Below are 16576 nucleotides of genomic sequence, written 5' to 3' on the forward strand. Positions count from 1 at the left end.
GACGCCCCGTCGCGGGCGTCGCGGGCGACGGTGGGCAGCTCCTGCAGCGCGAGCGGGTTGCCCCCCGCCGTCGCGACCGTGCCCTCGACGAGGGCCTCGTCGGCGCCGGGGACGGCGGCGGCGACCAGCCGGCGGGCGGCGTCGTCGGTGAGGCCCACGACCTCCAGCGCCGGCACCCCGTCCCACGGCCCCGGGGACGGGTCCGCGTGGTCGGTCAGGATCACCAGGACCGGCTCGGTCCGCACCCGGCGCGCGAGGAAGCCCAGACAGTGCGCCGTCGCCTCGTCGACCCACTGCGCGTCGTCGACGACGACGAGCACCGGCCGCTCCCGGGCCAGGCCGGAGAGCAGCGACACCACGGCCGCGCCGATGAGGAACCGGTTGGCCGGGTCCCGGCTGATCCCGAACGCGCCGCGCAGCGCGGCGGCCTGCGGGTCCGGGAGCTCGTCGAGCCGGTCCAGCACCGGCCACAGCAGCGCGTGCAGTGCGCCGAAGGCGAGCCCCGTCTCGATCCGGGTACCCCGGGTCCGGAGCACCGTGACCCCGGACGCGGCGTCGACGACGTGGTCGACCAGTGCGGTCTTGCCGATTCCCGGCTCCCCCCACAGCACGAGCGCCGCACCCGCGCCGCCGGCCGCGCGTGCCAGCAACCGTTCCAGCGCCGCGGTCTCGGTACGCCGCCCGAACAGCTCCATGATCCCCCGCAGCCCCGTCCCGCCGGCGACCGTGGCACGGCCGATCCGTCGCACCACCGTAACCACGTCGTCCGGATCGTCCCGGCGACCGATCCGGTGACCGATCCGCCGGGACCGGCCGGACCCGACACTCGCCGGGTGACCCGCCCCGCACCCACCGATGCGTCCGCGCCGTCCGGGAGTCCGGACTTCACCGGGCTCCGTGCGACCTACGTCAACTGCACCCTCAACCGCTCCCCCGGCCGCAGCCACACCCAGGGCGTCATCGACCGCAGCATCGAGATCATGGAGGCGAACGGGGTCGGCGTCGACCGGTTCCGCGCCGTCGACCACGACATCGCGACCGGCGTCCGCCCCGACATGACCGAGCACGGCTGGGACACCGACGCGTGGCCCGCACTGCTCGACCGCGTCCTCGCCGCCGACATCCTCGTCATCGGCGGGCCGATCTGGCTGGGCGACAACAGCTCCGTGACGAAGCGGGTCATCGAGCGCCTGTACGGCCACTCGGGCGTGCTGAACCCCCGCGGCCAGTACGCCTACTACGGCCGCGTCGCCGGGTGCCTGCTCACCGGCAACGAGGACGGCCTCAAGCACTGCGCGATGAACATCCTCTACAGCCTCCAGCACATCGGGTTCACCGTCCCGCCCCAGGCCGACGCCGGCTGGCTCGGCGAGGTCGGCCCCGGCCTGTCCTATCTGGACGAGGGTTCCGGCGGTCCGGAGAACGACTTCACCAACCGCAACATCGCGTTCATGACCTACAACCTGATGCACCTCGCTGCGATGATCCGGGGCGCGGGCGGGTTCCCGGCCCACGGCAACCAGCGCACGGCCTGGGACGACGGCACACACCCCGGGCACACCAACCCCGAGTACCGCTGACGCGGGCGACGGCCGACCCACGCCCACGAGGAGACCCGATGAGCAGCACGACGACGAGCTGGCCGAGCCTGCGCGTGGCGGACTGGACCGCCACCCGCGAGACCCTGCACATGTGGACCCAGATCGTGGGCAAGATCCGCATGGCCCACGCCCCGCTGCTCAACCACTGGTGGCAGGTGACGCTGTACGTGGGCCCGCGCGGGCTGACGACGTCGGCGGTCCCGTTCGGCACCGGGGCCTTCGAGATCGAGCTGGACCTGCTGGGCCACCGGCTCGAGGTCCGCAGCAGCGACGGCGGCGCGCTCGGCTTCGGGCTGGCGCCGATGCCGGTCGCCGAGTTCTACGGCACGGTCCTGGACGTGCTCGACAGGCTCGGGGTCTCCGCGCCGATCCGGCCGCACCCCAACGAGGTCGACCCGGCGATCCCGTTCGCCGAGGACCACACCCACGCCTCCTACGACGCCGAGGCGGCCACCCTGTTCTGGCGGCAGCTGCTGCAGGCGAACCGGGTGATCGGTGAGTTCCGGTCGCACTTCGTCGGCAAGGTCAGCCCGGTGCACTTCTTCTGGGGCGGCATGGACCTGGCCTGCACCCGCTTCTCCGGTCGGACGGCGCCACCGCACCCGGGCGGAGTGCCCAACTGCGGCGACTGGGTCATGGTCGAGGGCTACTCGCGGGAGCTGTCCAGCTGCGGCTTCTGGCCCGGTGGCGGCGAGGAGGGCGCCTTCTACTCCTACGCCTACCCCGCGCCCGACGGCTTCGCCGAGGCCCCGGTCGGCCCCGACGGTGCCTTCTACAGCGCGGACTTCCAGCAGTTCCTGCTGCCCTACGAGATCGCCCGCGCCGCACCGGACCCGGACCGCGCGGTCGCCGAGTTCCTCCGCACGACCTACGGGGCCGCCGCGGACCTCGGGCGCTGGGACCGCTCCGCACTGGAGGACGACCCGCTGCGCTGGGCGTGACCGGTGTGCCGGTCGTCCCGCGGCCCGCCCCGGCGGGGCCGCGGGCCGGCCGCGCCGGGGCGCATCGTCCGCGCTCAGACCTGCTCGAACAGGGCGCCGTGCCGCGCCCGGAGCCGGTACTTCAGGACCTTCCCGCCCACGGTCTCGGGCAGACCGTCCACGAACACGACCGCCTTCGGCGTCTCGTACCCGCCCAGCGTCGCCCGGCAGTGCGCGATGATCGACTCCGCGTCGGCCTCCGCGCCCTCCCGCAGCACGACGACCGCCGTGACGGCCTCGCCCCAGCGGGGGTGCGGCAGCCCGATCACCGCCGCCTTCTCCACGGCCGGGTGCCCGTGCAGGACGGACTCCACCCGCAGGCTGGAGACGTTCTCGCCACCGGACTTCACGATGTCCTTGAAGCGGTCCACCATGATCCGCAGACCGTCCTCGTCGACGGATGCGCTGTCCCCGGAGTGGAACCAGCCTCCGCGGAACGCCTCCCGCGTGGCCTCCTCGTTCAGGTAGTAGCCCGCCGTGACGACGGGGCTGCGGTACACCGCCTCGCCCGGGACGTGCGGGGTGTCCCGAACCGACACCCCGGTCTCGTCGACGACGTCGGAGGCGAGGAGCGGGCTCGGGACGCCGACGTAGTTCACCGACGGAGCCGTCCGCGCGTAGACCTCGCTCCACGTGGCGGGCCAGAACCGGTGGCAGGCGATCGCCTCGGTCTGCCCGAAGATGCCCAGCACCACGAGGCCGGGGGCCCGGTCCTGCAGCCGCGCGTACACGGCCGGTTCGAGGGCTCCCCAGCCGTACACCAGCACGGTCAGGCTGGACAGGTCCGCGCCCGTCCGCTCCGCCACGGCGTCGATCGCGGCGACGAACTGCGGGGAGCCCGCCCACAGCGCGGTCGGGCGCTCCTCGGCGATCGTGGCCACGAGCTGGTCGGGCAGCGGGCGCCGGCCGAGCACCAGGGAGCCACCGGCCAGGAACGCCGAGAAGGTGAAGATCTGGTCGCCGACGTGGTAGATCATCGGCAGCGCGGTGGCGACCCTGAGGTCGGTCTCCACCCGCAGGCCGCGGGTCAGCGAGACCGTGAAGTTCAGCGCGGCGAGGTGGGTCGACCCGTGCGAGATCATCACGCCCTTGGGCATCGCCGTGGTGCCCGAGGTGTAGAGGATCTCCCAGATGTCGTCCGCGTGGATCTCGACGTCGGGCTCGGTCGTCGGCAGACCGTCGAGGAGACCCCCGAAGCTCGGGCTCCCCGCGACGGGCCCGCCGCCGATCGCGATCGTGGCGCCGACCCGCAGGCCGGTGGCGGTGAACGCCTGCTCGGCCCGCGGCCACAGCTCCGCGTCGACGATGGCCAGGCCCGGCTCGGCCTGTCCGATCAGGTGCTCGAGCACGTCCGGGGCGAGGGCGGGGTTCACCGGTACGGCCACCATGCCCGCCTTCGCGACACCGACCTTGGCCAGGTAGGCCTCGACGGAGTTCTCGCAGAACAGCAGCACCCGCGCGCCCGGCTCCAGCCCCCGGGCCGCGAGGGCGTGGGCGACCTGGCTGGTGATCCCGTCGGCCTCGCGGTAGGTGACGGAGGCGAACCGCTCCTCGCCGTAGGCACCGGGCCGGCCGGTGAGCGCGGTCTTCTCGGGGTAGCTCCAGGTCAGGCGCTCGAACACGTCCCCGACCGAGGTCCGCTCCCAGCGGTTCACCGCACGCCGTCCGCGCAGGCGCGTGACATCGATCGTCCCGAGCTGTCCCTGCAGGTCCACACCAGCCTCCTTGCCGAGCTCACCTGAGGCGGACAGCATCGCGGCATCACCTGCCGACCACAAGCCCTTAGTCACTCGTCGTTCACAACTTCCCGGGCGCCGGCGCGACGCCGCGGCCGGGCCGCCCATGCGGGTCCGGACGCGCCCGCGCCGGGCCCGGCCGGTGGTGGCGACAGGACTTGCCACCGGCATGGTTAGTGAACGACGATGCACTCGTTGCGGGCGACGACGCCCGGCCGGCCGGATGCGCAGAGGAGTCGATGTGGACGTTCGGGAGAGCTCCGGGCACAGGGACCTCCGGGAACACGGCCCGGGCCCGGCCCGCTCGGACCAGGGGGGACACCCGTGACGACCGTCCTGCGCTCCGCGCTCGACACCTCGGACGAGGTCTACCTCGCCAACCGCGCGCACGCGGAGACGGTCCTGGCCGAGCTCGACGAGCAGGTCCGGACCGCCATCGCCGGGGGCGGCGAGCGCTACCAGCAGCGCCACCGCGACCGCGGGCGACTGCTCGTCCGGGAGCGCATCGAGCTGCTCCTCGACCGCGACGCCGCGTTCCTCGAGCTCTCCTCGCTCGCGGCCTGGGGCACCCCGTTCACCGTGGGCGCCTCCATCGTGACCGGGATCGGCGTCGTCTCCGGCGTCGAGTGCATGATCATCGCCCACGACCCCACCGTCCGCGGTGGCGCGATGAACCCGTACTCGCTGCGGAAGACGCTGCGCGCCCTGGAGATCGCGCGCATCAACCGGCTCCCCACGATCAACCTCGTCGAGTCCGGCGGGGCGGACCTGCCCACCCAGTCCGAGCTGTTCGTGCCCGCGGGCAAGATCTTCCACGACCTGACCGAGCTGTCCTCGATGGCGATCCCGACGATCGCGCTCGTCTTCGGCAACTCCACCGCGGGCGGCGCCTATGTGCCCGGCATGTGCGACCACGCCGTGATGGTCGACCAGCAGGCCAAGGTGTTCCTCGGCGGCCCGCCGCTGGTGAAGATGGCCACCGGAGAGGAGTCCGACGACGAGGAGCTCGGCGGCGCCGCGATGCACGCCAAGGTCTCCGGCCTGTGCGACCACTTCGCCGTCGACGAGCGCGACGCCATCCGGATCGGGCGCCGGATCGTCTCCGAACTCAACTGGCGCAAGCTCGGCCCCGGTCCCACGCTGCCCGCCGACGAGCCGGTCCACGACCCCGACGAGCTGCTGGGCATCGCGCCGTCGGACATCAAGGTGCCCTTCGACCCGCGCGAGGTGATCGCCCGCGTGGTCGACGGCTCCCGGTTCGGCGACTACAAGCCGCTGTGGGGCACCAGCCTCGTCACCGGCTGGGCGTCGATCCACGGCTACCCCGTGGGCATCCTCGCCAACGCCCGCGGCGTGCTGTTCAGCGAGGAGGCCAAGAAGGCCTCGGAGTTCATCCAGCTGGCGAACCAGACGGACACGCCCCTGATCTTCCTGCAGAACACCACCGGCTACATGGTGGGGAAGAGCTACGAGCAGGGCGGGATCATCAAGGACGGCTCCAAGATGATCAATTCGGTGGCGAACAGCAAGGTCCCGCACATCACGCTGAACCTGGCCGCGTCCTTCGGCGCCGGGAACTACGGCATGTCCGGACGCGCCTACGACCCGCGGCTGATGTTCGCCTGGCCGGGCTCCCGGCTCGCCGTCATGGGCGCCGCGCAGCTCGCCGGCGTGATGTCGATCGTCGCCAGGCAGTCCGCCGCGTCGTCGGGCCGGGAGTTCGACGCCGAGGCCGACGAGCGCAACCGCGCCGCCGTCGAGGCCCAGATCGAGCAGGAGTCGCACGCCTTCTTCGTCACGGCCCGGCTCTACGACGACGGCCTGATCGACCCCCGTGACACCCGCACCGTGCTCGGCATCGCCCTGTCGACCGCGCACTCGAACATCGTCGCCGGCCAGCGTGGCTACGGCGTCTTCCGGATGTGAGTGAGGCATGACCATCCACAAGCTGCTGGTGGCCAACCGCGGGGAGATCGCCGAACGGATCATCCGCTCCGCGCGGGCCCTGGACATCGTCACGGTCGCCGTCCACTCCGACCCGGACACCGACGCCCTGTTCGTCGAGGCCGCCGACGAGGCGGTGCGGCTCCCCGGCGCCGCCCCGTCGGAGACCTACCTGCGCGCCGACCTGATCATCGAGGCCGCGCTGCTCACCGGCGCCGACGCGATCCACCCCGGCTACGGCTTCCTGTCCGAGAACGCGGACTTCGCCCGCGCCTGCGCGGCCGCCGGCATCACGTTCGTGGGCCCGCCGGTCGAGGCCATCGAGGCGATGGGCTCGAAGATCGCGGCGAAGGAGCTGATGGAGAAGGCGGGCGTGCCCGTCCTGCCCGGCGCCACGATCGACGACGCCGCACAGGCCGACGCCGCCGCCGTCTCCGCCCTCGCCGACGGCATCGGCTACCCGCTGCTGGTGAAGGCCGCCTTCGGCGGTGGCGGACGCGGCATGCGCATCGTCCGCTCCGCGTCCGAGGTGGTCGACGCCGTGACCGGGGCCCGGCGCGAGGCCGCGTCGGCCTTCGGCGACGGCACCGTGTTCCTCGAACGGTTCGTCGAGGACCCGCGCCACGTCGAGGTGCAGATCTTCGGCGACACGCACGGCACCGTGGTGCACCTGTTCGAGCGGGAGTGCTCGATCCAGCGCCGATACCAGAAGATCGTGGAGGAGGCCCCCTCCCCCGCCGTCGACGACGCGCTGCGCACCCGTCTCGGGGACGCCGCCGTCGCCGCGGGTGCGGCGATCGGCTACACCGGCGCCGGGACCGTCGAGTTCGTCATGGCGCAGGACGGCGAGTTCTTCTTCCTCGAGGTCAACACCCGTCTGCAGGTCGAGCACCCGGTCACCGAAGAGATCACCGGCCTCGACCTGGTGGCGCTGCAGATCGCGGTCGCCGAGGGCGAGCCGCTGCCCGTGGAGGCCACCGGGGCCACCATCACCGGGCACGCGATCGAGGCCCGGCTCTACGCCGAGGACCCGAGCCGGGACTACCTGCCCGGGTCGGGGACCCTCCACCGGTTCTCCGTGCCCGCCCTGCCCGGTGTGCGCGTCGACACCGGTGTGCGGGACGGCTCGGTGGTCGGGACGCACTACGACCCGATGCTGGCCAAGGTGATCGCGCACGGCCGCACCCGCACCGAGGCCGCCCGGAAGCTCGCGCGGGCGCTGTCCGAGGCCGAGATCCACGGCCCGGTCACCAACCGGGACCTGCTCGTCGCCGTCCTGCGCGAGCCGGAGTTCCTGGCCGGGCGGACCGACACCGGCTACCTCACCCGCCATCAGCCCACCGCACTCGTCGGCACCCCGGCGGAGTCCACCCTCGCCGTGCACGCCCTCGTCGCCGCCCTGGCCGACCAGGCGGACCGCCGGGCGGGCGCCGCGGTCCAGCAGCCGGTGCCGTCGGGCTGGCGGAACGTCCGCAGCGCCTTCCAGCACGCGGAGTACCGGGCCGGCGACACCGACCTCGACGTGACCTACCGGCTCGGCCGCGGCACGCTCGAGGCCGGCGTGAACGGGACCGCGCTCCCGGGCGCGGCCGTGCTCGCCGCCACCGCGGACCGGGTCGACCTGCAGGTCGGCGGTGTGCGGCGCGCCGTGCGGGTGCACCGCGTCGGCGACACCGTCCACGTCGACAGCGCGCTCGGCGCCACCACACTGACCGAGCGGGCCCGGCTGCCCGAGCCCGGCACCGACGCCGCCCCCGGCTCGCTGCTCGCGCCCATGCCCGGCACCGTCGTCCGGGTCGCGGCCGGGGTCGGGCAGCAGGTCGAGCGGGGTGCGGTCGTCGTGGTGTTCGAGGCCATGAAGATGGAGCACCTGGTGCGCGCCCCGGTCGCCGGCACCGTCGCCGAGCTGGGCGTGCAGGTCGGGGACACCGTGGAGTCCGGCGAGGTCCTCGCCGTCATCGAGGAGGCGCAGGCCTGACATGAGCGACGTGACCTACGAGGTGACCGACGGCGTCGCCTGGCTGACGATCGACCGCCCCGAGGCCCGCAACGCCCTCAGCAGGGCCGTCCGCGAGGGCCTGTTCGACGGCGTCCACCGGTTCAACGCCGACGACACGGCGAAGGTCCTGGTGCTGACCGGCTCCGGGGAGAAGGCGTTCTGCGCGGGCGGCGACCTCAAGGAGATGAACGACGTCGCGCTCCGGGTCCCGCCCCCGGACTTCCTGCCCCAGCTCGGCCGCAACATCGACGTCCCCAAGCCGACGATCGCGGCGGTCAACGGGATCGCCTACGGCGGCGGGTTCCTCCTGGCCCAGCAGTGCGACCTGGTGGTGGCCGCCGAGCACGCCCGCTTCGCGGTGTCCGAGGTCAGGATCGGTCGCGGTTCCCCGTGGGCCGCGCCGCTGTCCTGGCTGGTCCCGCCGCGGGTCGCGATGAAGATCCTGCTCACCGGCGACCCGATCGGCGCGGCCGAGGCGCAGGGCCACGGGCTGGTCAACGACGTGGTGCCCGCCGCCGAGCTGCGCGGGCACACCCAGCGGCTGGCCGAGCGGATCGCGGCCAACGCCCCGCTGTCGGTGCTCGCGGCCAAGCGGACCGTGTACCTGTCGGCGAGCCACACCCGCGCCGAGGCCTACGAGCGTGCCGAGGAGATCTGGGAACCGGTCTACCTGTCGCAGGACGCCCAGGAGGGCCCGCTCTCGTTCCGGGAGAAGCGTGCCCCCGTCTGGCAGGGGGCCTGACCATGGTGACCATGGAGACGGTCCTCGACGACCTGGAGGCCGAGAGCGCGGTCGTCCGCGCGATGGTCGCCGATCTCGACGACGCCGCCATCGGCGGCCCCACGCCGGCCGAGGGCTGGACCGTCCGCGACCAGCTCACCCACCTCGCCTGGTTCGACGAGGCGGCCACCCTCGCGGCGACGGACCCGGCGACCTTCCGCACGCGGGCGGACGGGTTGCAGGAGCTCGGGCCCGGCTTCCCCGACCGGATCGCCGCGGACCACGCGGGTCTGCGGGCCGAGGAGGTCCGGGCCTGGTTCGCCGGGGCCCGCGACGCCCTCGTCAGCACCTTCCGCGGCATCGGGCCGAAGACCCGGCTGCCCTGGTACGGGCCGGACATGAGCGCCCTGTCCTCCGTCACCGCCCGGCTGATGGAGACCTGGGCGCACGGCCAGGACGTCGCCGACGCACTCGGGATGCTCCGGGAGCCGACGGACCGGCTGCGCCACGTCGCCCACCTGGGGGTGCAGACCTTCGGTTTCACCTTCCGCAACAACGGCCGTGAGGTCCCGGAGGCGCCCGTGCGGGTGGAGCTGGTCGCCCCCTCCGGCGCGCTGTGGACCTGGGGCCCGGAGGACGCCGCGGACCGGGTCACCGGCTCCGCCCTGGGCTTCTGCCTGGTCGCGACCCAGCGCAGGCACCCCGACGACACCGACGTGGCCACGACCGGGCCGGTCGCCGCCGACTGGGTCTCGATCGCCCAGACCTTCGCCAACCCGCCCGGCCCCGGCCGCGCCCCCGGCGCCGTCACCGCGGCGTTCCCCGCCCCGACCCGTACCCCCGCAGGAGGGCCCGCATGACCCGCGCACCGGTGCGCATCGGCAACTGCTCCGGCTTCTACGGCGACCGCATCACCGCCGCGCGGGAGATGGTCGAGGGCGGGCCGATCGACGTGCTGACCGGCGACTACCTCGCCGAGCTGACGATGCTGATCCTCTACAAGGCGCGGCGGAAGGACCCGACCAGCGGCTACGCGAAGACCTTCCTCACCCAGGTCGAGCACGTGCTGGGCACCTGCCTGGACCGCGGCATCAGGATCGTGTCGAACGCGGGCGGGCTCAACCCCGCCGGGCTGGCGTCCGACCTCACCGCCTTGGCGCAGCGGCTCGGCCTCGCCCCGCGGATCGCCTACGTGCACGGCGACGACCTGGTCGACCGGCTCGACGACATCCAGGCCGCCGGGCACACCCTGGCCCACCTCGACACCGGCGTCACGCTCGCCGACGCGGGGGTGAACCCGGTGTCCGCCAACGCCTACCTGGGCGCATGGGGCATCACCGAGGCCCTGCGCGCCGATGCGGACGTCGTCGTCACCGGGCGGGTCACCGATGCCTCCGTGGTCGTCGGCCCCGCCGCGTGGTGGCACGGCTGGGAGCGCACCGACTTCGACGCGATCGCCGGCGCCATGGCCGCCGGGCACGTCATCGAGTGCGGCCCGCAGGCCACCGGCGGGAACTACTCCTTCTTCGAGGAGATCACCGACCGCCGCTACCCCGGCTTCCCGATCGCCGAGGTCGCCGCCGACGGGTCCAGCGTGATCACCAAGCACGCGGACACCGGCGGGCTCGTCTCGCCGGGCACCGTCACCGCCCAGCTGCTCTACGAGATCGGCGAACCCGCCTACCTCGGCCCGGACGCCGTGGCGCACTTCGACTCGCTGCAGCTCACGCAGGACGGCGAGCACCGCGTACTGATCTCCGGCACCCGAGGCAGCGCGCCCACCGACCGGCTCAAGGTGGCGCTGAACTACGAGGGCGGCTACCGCAACACCATGACCCTCGTGCTCACCGGCACCCGGATCGAGGAGAAGGCCGCCTGGGCCGAGCAGCAGCTCGTCGAGCTGCTGGGCGGGCGGGAGCGCTTCGCCGAGTTCGACGCGCAGCTGCTGCGCTTCGACCACCCCGACGCCCCCACCAACGCCGAGGCCACCGCCCACCTGCGGGTCACCGTGAAGGATCCCGACCGACGCACGGTCGGGCGGGCCTTCTCCAACACCACGATGGAGCTCGCCCTCGGCGGCTATCCGGGCTTCCACACCACGACGCCACCCTCGTCCGAGAGCGCCTTCGGCGTGTACTGGCCCACCCTGGTGCCCGCCTCCGAGGTGGAGCACCTGGTCACGCTGCCCGACGGCACCACGACACCGGTGCCGCACAGCCCGGTCACCGCCGGGATCCCCGCCCCGGCCGAGCCGGTCGTGCCGGCACCCGTGGCGGGGGCCACCCGGCGGCTGCCGCTGGGCGAGATCGCGGCGGCCCGCTCCGGCGACAAGGGCGGCAACGCGAACATCGGGCTCTGGACCCGCACCGACGACGAGTACGCGTGGCTGCGCGGCCACCTCACCGTCGAGCGCGTCCGCGAGCTGCTGCCGGAGGCCGCCGGGCTGGAGATCCGCCGCTTCGCCCTGCCGAACCTGCGCGCACTGAACATCGTCGTGGTCGGGATCCTGGGGGCCGGCGTCGCCTCCGCCACCCGCCCCGACCCGCAGGCCAAGGGGCTGGGCGAGTACTTGCGCAGCCGCCTCGTCGACGTCCCCGTCGCCCTGCTGCCCGGCTGACCGGGGCGGCGGCCCCGCGCCGGGTCAGGGGAACATCGCGCGCAGCTCGGGCCGGTCGAGCTTGCCGCTGCCCGTGCGGGGAAGCGCGTCGACGATCTCGATCCGCTTGGGTCCGTGCATCCCCCGCAGGTTCGGGTCGGCGGCGCACCAGGCGGCGATCTGCTCCACGGTGACGCCGGGCTTGTTGGGGACGACCACCGCGGTCACCTGCTCGACCCAGCGCTCGTGGGCCGTGCCGATCACCGCGACCTCGGCCAGGTCGGGATGGTCGGCGAGGTGCTCCTCCACCATCTGCGGGAACACGTTCTCCCCACCCGAGACGATCATGTCGTCGATCCGGTCGACGTAGTACAGGTAGCCGTCCGCGTCCTGCGACATGAGGTCACCGGTGCGGAACCAGCCGTCCGCCGACCACTTCTCCGGGACGTCGATGTTCCAGTACCCCGGTGTGACCGCGTCCCCCCGGACCCAGAGCTCGCCGACGCCGTCGTCCCCCGGGCGCAGGTCCGGGCCGCCGCCGACGGGTACGAGCCGCGTGCGCACGATCTGCTCCAGCGGGGTGCCCATCGAGTCCGGACGCCGCACGTCGTCCGGGCCGTAGGTGACCACCAGGCCGTTCTGCTCGGTCTGGCCGTAGATCTCCACGCCCGCGATCCCGGTCCCCGCCTCGAGCCGCTCGATCGCGGCCGTGGGGGTGCGGGAACCGCCGAACATGCAGATCCGGAAGGAGTCGAGCACCACCGGCGACCCCACCGTCCGGTTGCCGACGTCGATCATCATCGTGGAGATCAGGCCACCGAAGGTCGGACGCAGCTCCTGGGCCAGCTCCAGCCACCGCACGACGTCCCAGCGCGGCATGAACGTGATCTGCCCGCCGAGCAGCAGCAACGGCAGGCTCGCCAGCTGCAGGCCGCCGACGTGGAACAGCGGCATGCAGTTCAGCACGTGGTCGGCGGCGGTGAGCCGGTAGCGGCCGATGGCGCCCTCCGCCTCGGCGGCGAGGTTGCGGTGGGTCTGCCGCACGCCCTTCGGCACCCCGGTCGAGCCCGAGGTGTACATGATGCAGGCGTCCTCGCCGTCGAGCCGGGGCAGCACGTCGGCCGCGGGCTCGTGGGCCGCCAGGGCCGCGGCGAACCCGTCGGTCGTCAGCAGCTCCGGGCACTCGTCGCCCAGCAGCGCGGCGACCCGGTCCCGGTCCGCGGCGGGCAGCACGAGCACCCGCAGCCCGGAGTCGCGCACGACGTGGCGGAGCGCCGCGTCGGGGAACATCCGGTTGAGCGGCACGCCGACCGCGCCGGCCTGCCACGTGCCGAGCAGCCCGACCAGGTACTCGGGGCAGTTCGGCAGGAGGAACCCGACCCGCTCCCCCGGCTCGACCCCGGTGTGCCTCAGGTGCGCGGCGAAGCGGGCGCCGCGTTCGGCGTACCCGGCGTAGTCGATCTCCACGTCGTCCAGCCGGAGCGCGACGTCCGCCGGGTGGTCGGCCGCACTGCGGCGCAGGAGCGTGGCGATGTTCATCGGCGGGTCCTCCTCGGCCACGACCGCGCTCCGCGCACCCACGCCGTCGTGAGGTGATCAGCTGTTCACTAGCAGAACCTACCGGGAACGACGCGGCACGTCACGTGCCCCGGTGGGCTCCCCGGCGGTCCGTCACGGGTGCCGCAGGCCCCCGGGCGCGTCTGCGCGCGGGGCCGCCGGACCGCTGCGGGTGTGGGGACGCCGCTCCCCGGAAATCGGAGCCGCCCGCGGACGACTGTCGGGGTGTGTGTCCCCCACCGGTCTCCCCGGCCCGCTCGTCGGTCGTCGCGCCGGGGGCGGCCGACGTCGCCCTCGCGCGGGAGCTCGGGGCGGACGTCGTCGGCGGCCTGCGCAACGCCGGGGAGTCGCAGCCGCAGGCGCCCTACCTCGCGCCGTTCCCGGACGGGGTGCTGACGATCGACGAGCTGGAGCCGCTGGAGCGGATCGCGGCGTACGGCCCGGACCGTCGGAGGTGAACGAGCCGAGCCGATGGGGCGCTACGCCTCCGAACCGTCGGACGCCGACGGGACCACCGACGCCTGACCAGCCGTGCCGCGACCGGGCCCGTGCGGCTGCCGCTCGCGGAGCGAACACAGCAGTCCGTGGAAGACGTTCCAGACGGCTTCCCCGTCCCCCGCACGCCCGGACTCGGCCAGCCACAGAGCGGACTCGTTCATCGCGCCGGACAGCAGCCGGGTCAGCGGCTCGACGGGCTGGGACACGATCACCCCGTCATCGACGAGCTGCTGCAGCGACTCCGCCAGATGACGCGCGGAGGTCTGCTCGTCCAACCGGCGCCACTCCGACCAGCCGAGGACGGCGGGCCCGTCGATGAGCATGATCCGCGACAGCTCCGGGTCGTTGGACACCGAGAGGAACGCCCGGCAGCCGGCGACGAACGAGGTCCAGGGGTCCGCACCGGAGGAGACCGATGTGGACACACGGTCGGCCACCTCCGCCTGGACCTGGGCCAGGACCTCGCGGAACAGGCCGATCTTGCCGTCGAAGCTGTGGTAGAGGGCGCCCTTGGTGACGCCCGCGGCGGCCACGATCTCGGCCAGTCCGACCGCGCCGTAGCCACGCTGCGCGAACAGCGTCCGCGCCTCGTGGATCAAGGCCTTCCGCGTCTGCTCCCGTTGCCGGATCCGTACTCCGGTCATGGACCCTCCCGAACTCGTGTACCGACGGTAGGTGAATATGCACCTGGCCGGCCCGGCCATCACCCCGGGCCTCGGCGCCACGGCGCAGCAGATGCTGGGCATCATCGACATCCACGGCTTCATGATCGCCGGCCTGCTCGGCACGATGGGCAGCCTGGGCGACCGCATCGGGCGCCGGGCGGGACATGGCCATCGGTCTGTGGGTCACCATGTTCCCGGTCGGCAGCGCACTCGGCCCGGTGATCGGTGGCGCACTGCGGCAGGTCTTCCGGTGGGCCTCGGTCTTCCTGATCGCGGTCCCGGTCATGCGCTGCTGCTCGTCGCCGGGCCGCTGCTGGTGGCGGAGTACCGCGCCCCGGAGGCGGACCCGATCGACCTGGTGAGCGTCGCCCTGTCCCTCGAAGCGATCATGCCCGTCGTCCACGGCCTCGAGGAGCCGGCGGTCTGCTGATCTCCGTCGTCGGGCCCCTCGGCGAGAGATCGCTCGGCGACGTCCCGGTACGACGGGGATTCGGAGTCTACGACTCCCAGATCCGGGCGCTTCCGTGCGGCGACTACGGCCGTGGCGCGACCGCCCGGGTCGGAGCATCGACGTCACCCTGCCCACCCGGTCGACAGGTACCGACCCGCAGACCCGGTGCGGATGCCAACCCCTCGCGACCGTCGATCTCCAGTTTGCGGTAGACCCGCGTGAGGTGTCCCTCGACCGCCCGCTGTGACGTCCCCAGCACCGCGGCGATGTCCCGGTTGGTCGCTCCCCCTGCGGCCAGCCGGGCGACACCGAGCTCGGCCGGTGTCAGGGAGGACGAGCCGCCGCGCCGCGGCCGCCCGCCGGCGGCCGCGAGCTCGGTGCGGGCGCGAGCCGCCAGGATCGGAGCGCCGCAGTCGACTGCCAGCTCCAGCCCGTGCCGCAGCAGGGCACGCGCCTCGCCGGCGGCGCCGTGCGCGCGCATCCGCGCGCCCAGGTCCACCGTGCACCGTGCCCGGTCGAGGGCCAGCGGCGAGGCGCCGAGCTCGGCACGGGCCGAATGCAGCGTCGCGAGTCCCCGCTCCCCGCCCTGCACGAGCCCCAGCACCCGTAGCGCCGCACCGCCGTACCCCTCGGGCCCCCACAGCCGGCAGAGCGTGACGTACTCCTCGGCCGCCGCCGTCGCCGCCTCGTGCTCACCGAGCTCGTGGTGGAGCTCGACGGCCCGCCGTCGCCAGTCGAGCACCACCGGGTTGACGATCCCGACAGCCATCAGGCGATGTCCGCACTCCAGCGTCAGCGCGAGCGCCTCGCGGGTCCGCCCGGTCGCCGCGAGGACCGCGGCACGGGCGTCGAGCAGGTAGTTCCACCGCCAGGTCCGGTCGGCGCTGCTCCGGTCGTCGACCGGAGCGAGCAACCGCTCCGCCTCCGCCGTCCGCCCCAGCTCGACCAGGGCCAGTGTCGCCGCGCGGAGCACCATCAACCGGGTCGCACCGGTCAGTACGTCGAGCGAGGCCCGGGCGGCGGCGAGCGCCGCAGGCACCTGCCCGCGCCGCAACAGCAGCATCGCGTCGACCCCGCGCAGGAACGCCTCGACGTCCGTCCGGTGCGTGCGGTGGGCGGCGTCGAGGGTCCGTCGACGGACACCGTCGAGACCGGTGGTGGCCTCGGCCCAGCACAGCAGGCCGAGCGCCGCCACCTGCATCGGGTGCAGGTACGCGTCGTCCTCCAGGTCCGCGGGCATCGCCTCGGCGGTCCGGGCAGCCGCCGTCGCGGCGTCGGTGTGCAGGGCCAGCGCGGAGAAGAGCAGGTGGGCGCTGCGCAGCACGTCGGCGCCGGCTCCCGCCCCCAGCTCGCCGGGATCGGTCCGCGCGACCCATTCCCAGACCCGGGCGGCACCCGAGGGGTCCTCGCAGGCGGCGTGCAGCACCAGCGCCTCCAGCCGCTGGCGCAGCTCACGGTCCTGCCCGCTCGTCCCCGTGCCCGCGTCGGCCAGGTCACGCAGGACGTCCTCCAGCAGCGGGGCGAGGTCCACCGCGCCCCCGGGCGACCGGGCGACCGTCCGCGCGAGCAGCTCGGCCCGTTCCCGCGCGCAGGGCAGCAGGGACAGCGCCTCGACCAGGTGGCCGCGGGCCGTCGCCGGGGCGGCGACCCGCTCGACGACGCTGAGGTCCACCAGCAGTGCGGCCCGCCGACGGCCGCCCACCGGCCCGGTCAGCGTGTGCTCCAACAGACGTCTCGCCCGTACGCGGTCACCGCGCTGCTCCGCGCGGGCGGCCGCGACGTGCAGCAGCTCGACCACGCCCCCGTCCCGGGGCGGCCCGGCCGCCAG

General features: G+C 73.8%; 14 protein-coding genes. 9 read left to right on the forward strand and 5 right to left on the reverse strand.

Features of this window, described 5'->3' with window-relative positions:
- Nucleotides 1-752 (reverse strand): AAA family ATPase (locus tag GTW08_RS10380; protein ID WP_161151825.1); only part of this gene is annotated, 752 nt, incomplete at its 3' end.
- Between the two features lie 81 nt (nucleotides 753-833).
- On the opposite strand from GTW08_RS10380, the gene GTW08_RS10385 reads away from it, so the two are divergent.
- Nucleotides 834-1580, forward strand: coding sequence for a flavodoxin family protein (locus tag GTW08_RS10385; RefSeq protein WP_073575108.1), 747 nt, complete (start codon nucleotides 834-836; stop codon nucleotides 1578-1580).
- A 38-nt stretch (nucleotides 1581-1618) separates the two neighbouring features.
- Nucleotides 1619-2542: a DUF5996 family protein gene (locus tag GTW08_RS10390; protein WP_073575109.1), complete on the forward strand. Its 924-nt coding sequence runs from the start codon at nucleotides 1619-1621 to the stop codon at nucleotides 2540-2542.
- A 74-nt stretch (nucleotides 2543-2616) separates the two neighbouring features.
- On the opposite strand, the gene GTW08_RS10395 is transcribed toward GTW08_RS10390, so the two are convergent.
- Nucleotides 2617-4335: an AMP-binding protein gene (locus GTW08_RS10395; RefSeq protein ID WP_202416943.1), complete on the reverse strand. Its 1719-nt coding sequence runs from the start codon at nucleotides 4333-4335 to the stop codon at nucleotides 2617-2619.
- A 306-nt stretch (nucleotides 4336-4641) separates the two neighbouring features.
- Between GTW08_RS10395 and GTW08_RS10400 the strand changes: the two genes are divergently transcribed.
- The 5 genes from GTW08_RS10400 to GTW08_RS10420 are packed head-to-tail and all read left to right on the forward strand — an operon-like array spanning nucleotide 4642 to nucleotide 11598.
- Nucleotides 4642-6243 carry an acyl-CoA carboxylase subunit beta gene (locus GTW08_RS10400; RefSeq protein WP_073575111.1) on the forward strand — a complete coding sequence of 534 codons (1602 nt, stop codon included), beginning with the start codon at nucleotides 4642-4644 and terminating at the stop codon, nucleotides 6241-6243.
- 7 nt (nucleotides 6244-6250) lie between these two features.
- A complete protein-coding gene (locus GTW08_RS10405; protein WP_073575112.1) occupies nucleotides 6251-8239 on the forward strand; it encodes an acetyl/propionyl/methylcrotonyl-CoA carboxylase subunit alpha in 1989 nt (662 codons plus the stop codon).
- A 1-nt stretch (nucleotide 8240) separates the two neighbouring features.
- On the forward strand, nucleotides 8241-9002 hold the full coding sequence (locus GTW08_RS10410) for an enoyl-CoA hydratase/isomerase family protein (RefSeq protein WP_073575113.1): 762 nt from the start codon (nucleotides 8241-8243) through the stop codon (nucleotides 9000-9002).
- Between the two features lie 11 nt (nucleotides 9003-9013).
- Nucleotides 9014-9841, forward strand: a complete 828-nt coding sequence (locus GTW08_RS10415) for a TIGR03084 family metal-binding protein (RefSeq protein WP_308292830.1) — start codon at nucleotides 9014-9016, stop codon at nucleotides 9839-9841.
- Nucleotides 9838-11598, forward strand: coding sequence for an acyclic terpene utilization AtuA family protein (locus GTW08_RS10420; RefSeq protein ID WP_073575115.1), 1761 nt, complete (start codon nucleotides 9838-9840; stop codon nucleotides 11596-11598). Before GTW08_RS10415 ends, GTW08_RS10420 begins: the two co-directional genes overlap by 4 nt.
- A 24-nt stretch (nucleotides 11599-11622) precedes the next feature.
- Here the strand turns inward: GTW08_RS10420 and GTW08_RS10425 are convergent, their stop codons facing one another.
- Nucleotides 11623-13137 (reverse strand): class I adenylate-forming enzyme family protein, encoded by a 1515-nt coding sequence (locus GTW08_RS10425; RefSeq protein ID WP_304580091.1) that lies wholly within the window; start codon nucleotides 13135-13137, stop codon nucleotides 11623-11625.
- Nucleotides 13138-13361: 224 nt separating this feature from the next.
- Between GTW08_RS10425 and GTW08_RS10430 the strand changes: the two genes are divergently transcribed.
- A complete protein-coding gene (locus GTW08_RS10430) occupies nucleotides 13362-13592 on the forward strand; it encodes a hypothetical protein (RefSeq protein ID WP_073575116.1) in 231 nt (76 codons plus the stop codon).
- A 21-nt stretch (nucleotides 13593-13613) separates the two neighbouring features.
- On the opposite strand, the gene GTW08_RS10435 is transcribed toward GTW08_RS10430, so the two are convergent.
- Nucleotides 13614-14276, reverse strand: a complete 663-nt coding sequence (locus GTW08_RS10435) for a TetR/AcrR family transcriptional regulator (protein ID WP_073575117.1) — start codon at nucleotides 14274-14276, stop codon at nucleotides 13614-13616.
- Nucleotides 14277-14307: 31 nt separating this feature from the next.
- On the opposite strand from GTW08_RS10435, the gene GTW08_RS10440 reads away from it, so the two are divergent.
- Complete coding sequence (locus GTW08_RS10440; RefSeq protein WP_161151826.1) at nucleotides 14308-14727, forward strand: hypothetical protein; 420 nt, start codon at nucleotides 14308-14310, stop codon at nucleotides 14725-14727.
- Nucleotides 14728-14830: 103 nt separating this feature from the next.
- Here the strand turns inward: GTW08_RS10440 and GTW08_RS10445 are convergent.
- Nucleotides 14831-16576, reverse strand: a 1746-nt coding sequence (locus GTW08_RS10445) for a helix-turn-helix domain-containing protein (RefSeq protein WP_237453715.1), incomplete at its 5' end; no start/stop codon positions are given.

Source organism: Pseudonocardia sp. SID8383, assembly GCF_009864975.1.
GTDB lineage: Bacteria > Actinomycetota > Actinomycetes > Mycobacteriales > Pseudonocardiaceae > Pseudonocardia > Pseudonocardia alni.

Coding starts and splice junctions, on each gene's coding strand:
- GTW08_RS10405 (WP_073575112.1), top strand. CDS start 6,251: ATGACCATCCACAAGCTGCTGGTGGCCAACCGCGGGGAGATCGCCGAA.
- GTW08_RS10435 (WP_073575117.1), bottom strand. CDS start 14,276: ATGACCGGAGTACGGATCCGGCAACGGGAGCAGACGCGGAAGGCCTTG.
- GTW08_RS10390 (WP_073575109.1), top strand. CDS start 1,619: ATGAGCAGCACGACGACGAGCTGGCCGAGCCTGCGCGTGGCGGACTGG.
- GTW08_RS10395 (WP_202416943.1), bottom strand. CDS start 4,335: ATGCTGTCCGCCTCAGGTGAGCTCGGCAAGGAGGCTGGTGTGGACCTG.
- GTW08_RS10420 (WP_073575115.1), top strand. CDS start 9,838: ATGACCCGCGCACCGGTGCGCATCGGCAACTGCTCCGGCTTCTACGGC.
- GTW08_RS10415 (WP_308292830.1), top strand. CDS start 9,014: ATGGAGACGGTCCTCGACGACCTGGAGGCCGAGAGCGCGGTCGTCCGC.
- GTW08_RS10410 (WP_073575113.1), top strand. CDS start 8,241: ATGAGCGACGTGACCTACGAGGTGACCGACGGCGTCGCCTGGCTGACG.